General features: G+C 73.4%; 7 protein-coding genes. 3 read left to right on the forward strand and 4 right to left on the reverse strand.

The window, feature by feature from the left end; genetic code table 11:
- Both AB0424_RS30895 and AB0424_RS30900 read right to left on the reverse strand, forming a co-directional pair.
- A partial coding sequence (locus AB0424_RS30895; RefSeq protein WP_366310236.1) for an acyl-CoA dehydrogenase family protein occupies window positions 1-167 on the reverse strand: 167 nt, incomplete at its 3' end.
- A 126-nt stretch (window positions 168-293) separates the two neighbouring features.
- Window positions 294-974 (reverse strand): ScbR family autoregulator-binding transcription factor, encoded by a 681-nt coding sequence (locus AB0424_RS30900; RefSeq protein WP_366310224.1) that lies wholly within the window; start codon window positions 972-974, stop codon window positions 294-296.
- A 121-nt stretch (window positions 975-1095) separates the two neighbouring features.
- Here AB0424_RS30900 and AB0424_RS30905 point away from each other — a divergent pair, with 121 nt between their 5' ends.
- Window positions 1096-2046, forward strand: coding sequence for a ScbA/BarX family gamma-butyrolactone biosynthesis protein (locus tag AB0424_RS30905; RefSeq protein WP_366310226.1), 951 nt, complete (start codon window positions 1096-1098; stop codon window positions 2044-2046).
- A 17-nt stretch (window positions 2047-2063) separates the two neighbouring features.
- Window positions 2064-3050: an NAD-dependent epimerase/dehydratase family protein gene (locus AB0424_RS30910; protein WP_366310228.1), complete on the forward strand. Its 987-nt coding sequence runs from the start codon at window positions 2064-2066 to the stop codon at window positions 3048-3050.
- 44 nt (window positions 3051-3094) lie between these two features.
- Here AB0424_RS30910 and AB0424_RS30915 read toward each other — a convergent pair whose 3' ends face one another.
- The gene (locus AB0424_RS30915; protein WP_366310230.1) at window positions 3095-3724 is read right to left on the reverse strand and encodes a ScbR family autoregulator-binding transcription factor; all 630 of its coding nucleotides are present in this window, start codon (window positions 3722-3724) and stop codon (window positions 3095-3097) included.
- Window positions 3725-3864: 140 nt separating this feature from the next.
- Window positions 3865-4398, reverse strand: a complete 534-nt coding sequence (locus AB0424_RS30920) for a DoxX family protein (RefSeq protein ID WP_366310232.1) — start codon at window positions 4396-4398, stop codon at window positions 3865-3867.
- Window positions 4399-4762: 364 nt separating this feature from the next.
- On the opposite strand from AB0424_RS30920, the gene AB0424_RS30925 reads away from it, so the two are divergent.
- Window positions 4763-6310, forward strand: coding sequence for a vanadium-dependent haloperoxidase (locus AB0424_RS30925; RefSeq protein WP_366310234.1), 1548 nt, complete (start codon window positions 4763-4765; stop codon window positions 6308-6310).
- The last annotated feature ends 213 nt before the right edge of the window (window positions 6311-6523 follow it).

Raw genomic sequence — 6523 nt, forward strand, 5'->3', positions numbered from 1 at the left:
TGCAGGTCGTTGGCGACCAGCGCGTCCAGCGCCTCCTGCGGGAACCGGCCCTCCTCGTCCACCGCCGCGGCGAACGGAACGATCTTCGCCTCCGCCAGAGCGCGGACCGACTCCCGGAGCATGTCGTGCTCCTCGGAGGGCCGATACAGGTCGAAGTCCTTGCCCATGATGTGGAGCTCCCCTAGACGCTTGTGGCACTGAGTACCCTCAGCAAAACACACTCAGTGCCATGACGCCAGAGCGCCCCGACGCAATCTGCGTCAGGGCGCTTCGAAACCGTCGGGTCGGTTCTCTTAGCCGTGCGTATCGGCGTGCGGGCTCTGGTCGAGACGGAGCAGCTGCTCGTCGTACTCGGCGGCCAGCAGCGCGACCCGCTCCTCGGTCAGGTCGAGGCCGGTCAGCAGCGCCGGCGTGCAGATGCTCGGCATGAAGTGCTGGAGGAGGACGGAGACCCGGTGTGCCAGATCCTCGCGATCGCAGAGGATCTGGGACATCGCCTGCACGCCGGAGAAGGCGCCGCAGAAGAGCCTGGCGGTGTCCGCCACGTCCACGTGGAGCAGGAGCTCCCCCCGGGCGTGCGAGGCCGTCAGGATCTCCGAGACCTCGTCGATCCACGCCTGGAACGCGCCGACCCGGTCGACCCCCGTGGCCCCCGTGTCCAGGGCCAGGCCCACGCTGGCCCGCACCAGCGCGTCGTGCTGCAGGCGGTGGGTGAGCAGGAAGCACTGGTCCGCCAGCTCCTGGATCTTGATCGCCCGGGGCGGCAGGGGAACGTCGAGCATCTGGGCGTCGAGCACCCCGAGGGCCACTTCCTCCTTGGAGGCGAAGTGGAAGTACAGCGCCCCCTTGGTGACCCCCGCGCGTACCAGGATCTCCCCGATGGTCGTCCGCTCGTAACCGCGCTCCGCGAACACGGTCGCGGCCGCCTCCAGGATCGCCCGTCGGGTCCTGATCGCACGCGCTTGCTGCGCCAAGGCGCCTCCTGCTGTCTGTGCTCAACGTGTGACGTGAAGCATTGAAAAGAAAACCGGGCTGTACGTATTCTAGGCAGGGCGGACATTCCGCCCCGGGGGCGCGGGGACGCAAGGGGTATCCATGGACCAGGATGGTCGCAGAGCGACGGCGCACGTCCCCGGGGAGTTCGTCCACCGAGCCGACCCCGCCGACATCATTCCCACGGGCTGGACACGGCTGCGGCCCGAGCGGTTCTCCGTCTCGGCTCACTGGCCTGCGGCACATCCCTTCTTCTCTCCGCCGGCGGGGGACCGCCACGACCCCCTGCTGGTGGCCGAGACGATACGTCAGGCCACCATGCTCGTGGCTCACGCCGAACTGGGGGTACCCGTCGAGGACCAGTTCGTCATGTGGGGCCTGCACTACACGGCCGACACCGAGGCGCTCGCCGTCGACGGCCTCTCCTCGGACATCACCCTGGACGTGGTCTGCGACGAGCTCGGCAACCGCGGCGGCCGCCTCGGGAACCTGCGCACCACCGTGGTCCTCACCCGCGAGGGCCGGCACCTCGGCACCGGCGGCGCGCTGGCGCGCTCCACCTCCGTCGAGGCGTACCGCCGGATCCGCGGCGAACGGATGGCCGCCCTCGGCAGGCCCGTCCCGCTCATACCCGGCGTGGCCCCGCACCTGGTCGGCCGCGAGGACTCCCGGGACGTCGTCCTGGCGCCCGGCACCCGGCCGGGCCAGTGGCGGCTGCGCATCAACACCGGCCACACCACCCTCTTCCGTCGCCCGAACGACCACGTCCCGGGGATGATGCTCCTCGAGGCCGCCCGCCAGGCGGCGGCGATGACGATCGGCGCGGACGGCTACCTGCCCACCGGCATGGACGTCTCCTTCTCGCGCTACGCCGAACTCGACAGCCCCTGCTGGATCGAGGCCGAGGTCGTGCCCACCTCCGACCCCTCGGTCGACACCGTCCGGATCGAGGGCCGGCAGGACGGCCGGTCCGTCTTCGTCTCGACCCTCACCTCCCCCTCCCGCTCCCTGGCGGTGGCCGTCGGCGCCCTCGACAGCCGACGGGCGGGCTGAACCGGACGGGAACCACCGTGTCTCGCATTCTGATCACCGGGTCCACCGGATTCATCGGCGGCCGGGCGGCGGCGACGGCCGCGGCCCGCGCGGACGTCGAGCACCTCGGGCTCCTCGCCCGCCGACCGCTCCCGCCCCCGGCGGCCGCCGGAGCGTACGAGCCGGCTCCCGGGGAGCGGAACCAGGGCCGCCGACCTGATTCCGAGACCGTCGTCGGCGACCTCCGCGACCACGCCTCGCTGCGCCGCGCCTGCGAGGGCGTCGACGTGCTCGTCCACTGCGCCTCGGCGATCGGCGTGGACGACGAGACCGCCCACGCGGTCAACGACGAGGGCACCCGCGCCCTGGTCGACGCCGCCGTGCGGGCCGGGGTGACCCGGATCGTGGCCCTGAGCACCGCCTCGGTCCACGGCCGCGGCCCCTTCCGCGCCGCCGCCCCCGGCACCCTCCCGCTCGCCCCGGGCTCGGCGACGAGCCGCACCCGGGCGGCGGGCGAGCGGCACGTACTGGAGGCGGGCGGCACCGTGCTGCGGCCGCACTTCGTGTACGGGACGGGCGACCGGCAGCTGGTGCCCGGTCTGGTCCGGCTCCTCGCGGCGCTGCCCGGCCCGCTCGACGCCGGCGCCTCGCTGCACTCCGTGATCGGCGTCGACGCGCTGGCCCGGGTCCTGGTCGGCGCGGCGCTGTCGGACCGGACGGAGCCGGGTCCGTACTACGTCAACCACCCCGAGCCGGTGCCGGTGGCGGAACTGCTCGCCCCCTGCGAGTCGCTCGTCACCGGTCGGCCGGCGGACGGCCGGGGTGCGGCGGTGGACGTCGCCGAGGCCCGCGAGCTCCTCGCGGACCTCCCCTTCGCGCTGCACCACCTCGCCATGCTCGCCCCCGACCACTGGTTCGAGGACGACCGTCCCTGGGGCGACCTGGCGTGCGATCCGGGGCCCGCGTTCACCGAGGGGATCGCGGAGCACCTGCCCTGGTACCGGGGGCTGCTGGAACGGGAGTGACCGGCCCGGCCCCGCGCACGGCGCGAGGCCGGGCGCGAGAGCGCTCAGCCCACCGGCGCCGTGGTGCCGGCGGGTTCGCGGTCGGGGCGGGGGCCGGGCCCTGTCAGCAGGGGCAGGAGGGTCTGCCAGAGGCCGGTGACCGTGCGGGGGGAGAGCCATTCGGCGTTGTCGCGACCGAGGGTCTCCAGGCCGACGGTGGCGGCGACGACGGTGCGGGCGAGGTCCTGCAGACGGCCGTGGCCGGTGGCGAGCAGGCCCTCGTCGGCGGCCTCGGCGAGCCGCTGCTGGACGCAACCCTGCCACTCCTGGCGGAGGTTGAGCTCCGTACGGCCGTCGTCCGCGCAGCTGAGGCGGAAGCCCGCGCGGACGACGACGTCCTCGCGGAGCAGCCGGGCCAGGGCGTGGACCGTGTCGCCGAGGTTCTGCAGGGCGTCCGACGGGCGGCGGTACTCCAGCCGGGCCGTCCGGCGCAGGGTGGCGGCCGCCTCGCCCTCGACGGCGACCGCGACCGCGGCCTTGTTCTCGAAGTGGAAGTGGAGTGCTCCGGGGCTGACGCCCGCGCCGGAGCTGATCGCGGACAGGGTGGCCGACTCGTAGCCACGCCGGTCGAACTCGGCGGCCGCCGACTTGATCAGCGCGTCGCGGGTCCGCGTGGCCCGTTCCTGTTTGGTCAACCATGGCTCCCGTAGCACCGTGCGCCGGCGGTACGGCCCTGACCGTCGCGCCCCACCGCTCGACAACTCCAAACCGACTGCTTGGTATTGTACGAGGTTCTGTGCGCCTGCCAGGGAAGTTTCCGTGATCGAGGGTGTGTTCAGCGTGCGCGCCCCTCCGCCGCGACCCGGTGGCGCGGGTGGGTGGTGACCACCACGGCGCCCGCGAGCAGCACGACGTTCTTGACGACGAACTCGCCCACCAGCGTCAGCAGCAGCGGGTTGGAGTGCGCGAACGCGATCTGCGGGGTGAGGACGAGCACCGCGAACGTGCCGCAGAGGTGGGCGGCGAGCACCGAGAGCGCCGCGGCGCGGCCGCGCCCGGACACCAGCCAGAGACCGAGCGCGACCTCGCCCCAGCCGAGGGCGGGCACGAACCAGTCGCCGGCCGGGAAGGGCAGGACGGCGACGACGAGTTCGGCCGCCGGGCTCAGGCCGACGACCTTGAGGACGCCGAACCACACGAACACCCCGCCGAGTGCGGCCCGCAGCATCCCCAGGCCGTAGCGGTGCAGCCGGGGGGCGAGCCGGTCGAAGAGGGAGACGGCCGGCGGCGGGGCGGAGGACGCGGTGCCGGGCAGCGGGCCGGGGGCGGAGGTCGTGGCGGGGGCCATCGCCTGGGAGGAAACGGTCATGCGTGGGCATCTCCAACACGAGTCGACACGGGGACCTGGCGGAACGGGTGGGACCGGGGATCGGCGGACGGACCGGAGCCGGGAAGGACGCGCCGGGGTCACGGGCGGACCGGTGCCGGGCGGTGGACCGCTCGGATCACGCCGAAATCGAGCAGGAGGGTCGGACGGCCGGCCTCACGCTAACCGCGATCGGTGCACCCTCGCGACGCCCATCGCTTCCTTGCATGCCAGCGATGGAAGAAGTCGATCGGCCGTTGCCGGACGCGATCAAATCTCGCCAGCCTGGGGACTGTTCGAGTTTGTGTGTGATTCGCAGACCCGGACCGAGTCCGTCCGCTCCCGGCACCTGCGAAGGAATCCACGGATGTCCCACCGACCCGCCGCCCCCGCCTCCACCACGACCGGCGCCGCCCGCACGGCCACCCGGCGCCGGGTGCTCACCACGACGGCCGCCGCGGCCGGAGTGCTGGCCCTGCCCGGCACCGCGGCCTGGGGCGTTCCCACCAGCTTCGAGGCGGAGACCCGCACCGGCCGCCGCCGCCCCGGCGCCGTGACGGACCCCAGCGTCGTCATCCGCTGGAACCAGGCCGCGATGGACGCGATCCTCGGCCGCTACCAGGCCGCCGGCAACCGCTTCGGGCCCGCCACCGTGAACGCCCGCGCCCTCGCCGTCCTCCACAACGCCGTCTACGACGCCTGGGCCTGCTACGACCGCTGTGCCGTCGGCACCCGCTACGGCGGCTCCCTGCGCCGGCCCCGCGCCGAACGCACCCTCGACAACAAGAACGAGGCCATCAGCTACGCCGCACACCTCGCGCTGCTCGACCTGTACCCCGAGTACAAGGTCCCGATCGACTCGATGCTGCGCGGCCTCGGCCACGACCCCGAGCTCACCGACCCCCGCCCGTACAGCCCCGCCTGGATCGGACAGCGCACCGCACGGGCCGTCCTGGAGTACCGGCACGCCGACGGCGCCAACCAGCTCGGCACCCCGGCCTACGCCGACACCACCGGCTACCAGCCGCGCAACAGCCCTCAGACCGCGGGCGCCTTCGACCCGTCCACGGTCACGGACCCGGCCCACTGGACGCCCCTCATCGTGAACGGGAAGACGCAGCGCTACCTCACCCCGCAGTTCGCGGTGATGCAGCCCTTCGCGCTGAGCCGCCCCGACCAGTTCACGGTCCCGGCCCCGCCCGCGTACCCCTCCGTCCGCATGACCGCCGCCATCGAGGAACTCCTCGACATCAGCGCCCGCCTGACGGACGAGCAGAAGGCGATCGCCGAGTTCTGGCTCAACGACGACGTCACCCCGCCCGGCGCCCAGCAGATGTGGGGACGGTACGTCTCCGCCCGCGACGGCCACGGCGTCGACGAGGACGCCCGGCTCTTCTTCGGCCTCAACATGGCCGAGTGCGACGCCGCCATCGGCTCCTGGGCGGTCAAGGCCGACTACGACTTCGCGCGCCCCTCGACCCTCATCCCGTACGACCGGCGCGGACAGCGGATCCAGGCATGGGGCGGCCCCGGCCGGGGCACCGTCGCCATGGACGGCGTCGACTGGCAGGCGTACGTGGCGGTCCCGCCGTTCCCGGCGACCGTCTCCGGACACAGCACCTTCTCGGGCGCCGCGGCCGAGTTCCTGCGCCGCTTCACCGGATCGGACTCCTTCGGCGACTCCTACCGCTTCAAGGCGGGCGCCTCCACCGTCGAGCCCGGCCTCACCCCGCGCACCGACGTCGTCCTGCACTGGCCCACCTTCAGCGACGCCGCCCGCCAGGCCGGCATCTCCCGCGTGTACGGCGGCATGCACTGGAGCTTCGACAACGAGCCCGGCATCGAGATGGGCCACCGCATCGGCAAGGTCGTGCACCGGCAGGCCATGCGCTACTTCGGCGGCACCCACCGCTGACCCGCCCCACCCCGGCCGGCCGAGACCTCGGCCGGCCTCCGGCGGGCCACCGCCCGCCCCCGCCAAGGAGAGAACCGCCGTGAGCAACCAGACCCAGACCCCCGCGGGCGCCGCGGCCCCGCCCGCCCGCAGCACCCGCACCGGCAAACTGGCGACCGTGCGCGACGACGGCAGTCCGCACGTCGTACCGGTCTGGTTCGTGCTGGACGGCGA

Source organism: Streptomyces sp. NPDC051180 (assembly GCF_040689545.1).
In the GTDB taxonomy this organism is placed as follows: Bacteria; Actinomycetota; Actinomycetes; order Streptomycetales; family Streptomycetaceae; genus Streptomyces.